2 protein-coding genes are annotated in these 1,755 nt (G+C 35.4%); both read right to left on the reverse strand.

From position 1 onward, the window contains the following. Positions 1-113: 113 nt before the first annotated feature. Positions 114-419 (reverse strand): helix-turn-helix transcriptional regulator, encoded by a 306-nt coding sequence (locus tag PSI23_RS21290; RefSeq protein WP_273556947.1) that lies wholly within the window; start codon positions 417-419, stop codon positions 114-116. Between the two features lie 144 nt (positions 420-563). Beyond that, positions 564-1,553, reverse strand: coding sequence for a hypothetical protein (locus PSI23_RS21295; RefSeq protein WP_273556948.1), 990 nt, complete (start codon positions 1,551-1,553; stop codon positions 564-566). Positions 1,554-1,755 lie beyond the last annotated feature (202 nt).

Below are 1,755 nucleotides of genomic sequence, written 5' to 3' on the forward strand. Positions count from 1 at the left end.
ACTAATTTATTCATAGCCTGTTCCTCCCCGGAGCTGTTTTCGGCGTTCACCAAAACTTTGCTCCCGGAACAGGCTTCTCGTCAATTTCTTATCCAGAATTCGGGTTATTTATGCTAAGCCGATTTCCTGCTATATGGATTATTTACATTATCAACTGATGGTAGGTTACGAACCCAATACAACAAATCACTCAAAAGCCAGGCACAAGAATTACGCCCCAAAGGTTTACGGGCAGGAAAACGCCCTTCTTTTTCCAAACACCATGCAGTAGTTCGAGAGATAGATGTAATATGTTGACGTTCTTTTTCCCGAACAAGGCGATCGTATTGTTCCCCATATTCCATCAAGATAGTACGGTGTTCTTCTGGTGTAGGTGTAGGTGTAGGTGTAGGTGTAGGTGTATGATATTGATTTGACATCCAGACTCTCCTTTCTTGTGTTGTCAGAAGTATTCTAGAGTTTCAATCAGATACATTCATCCCGTTGTAAGCCTTAAAAAGGGATGAATGAATATAGAAAGGGGGTTGTATGGTTACACAACCCTTTGTATGAGTTACAACAGGTTATTTCCTTTCATTGGGAGCTTTATGTGCGTTACTCAGTATTTCCGCAATTTTATCTTCAGTTTTAATTGTCAATTCATGATTGGGAAATGAAAAAGGTCGGCTGATAATTTCTCTCGCCCACGCAGAAAAATTTATTGAGCGATCGGCTTTTCGGCATTCTTCATCAAATACAGTTGGAAATTCTTCCCTAAATCGCATTGCAGCCATTAATACTTGTTCTCTATTTTTAGCATGTCTTTCTGCTGTTGGATGTGGTTCTTTAATTTTATTATTTTCTTTTTTATCAATGAGCACATCATAATGTTGTACGATATCGAGAGAATTAAAATCATATTCATTTTCCACAATACGTTTTATATCAATATCAGTAATCCACAAATCTTCATGAGTAATTGCGATATTTTCAAAAGAATCACGATCTATAACTCTATGATAATCATTGTCATATTCTAATGTATAAACCTTTGTAGAGAAACTTTCATCTATGATGAATTGCATATTAGACATATCTTTCGTAGGTGAGCAAGGTGTGAATTCAGTGCCATCAATATAAGCAATGCCATTATTCTCAATATCCTCTAATGATCTGTTTATTCTCCATAAACCAAAAGCCCGTCCTATTGCACATGAGTAGTTTTTTATTTCATTATTGTTATCTTCATCACCACTAAAGTACGGATAAACAACAGTTTCACCATTATCTTGGATATCAATATTATCAAATTTATAAAAAGAGTAAGGTGTTAAGTTTTTTACAAGACTATTGACAATTGCTCCACCATAAGATAATGAATCAACCCACTTATTCATACTTTCATATGGAGATGAAGCTAATAACATACCCTGTACATTATTCAATTTAAGACAAAGAGATAATTTGCCATTAACACCACCATTAATTAGATCTGATACTTCGCACTTAATATACTTAGCTGCCCGTTCAATTCTGCAATATTTAAATGGTATTTTGATATCTGTACTTGCCATTATATCCCTCTTAATTTCCATAAATTATACACTTCGTCTTTCAAGTTGCCTCTTTGTTGGCTGCGTTCGTTCACCCCAGTCATATAGTTATCTATACCAATCTAACTTGAAGATGCAGGTTTTAAAATCTGAAAATTGTCAGTCAGTCGAGTCGTCAGTTCTTTCGCTTTTTCTGGCAAAGTGACATGAAAAAAGTGACGAA

It is taken from the genome of Xenorhabdus yunnanensis, from assembly GCF_028598805.1.
Lineage (GTDB): Bacteria > Pseudomonadota > Gammaproteobacteria > Enterobacterales > Enterobacteriaceae > Xenorhabdus > Xenorhabdus yunnanensis.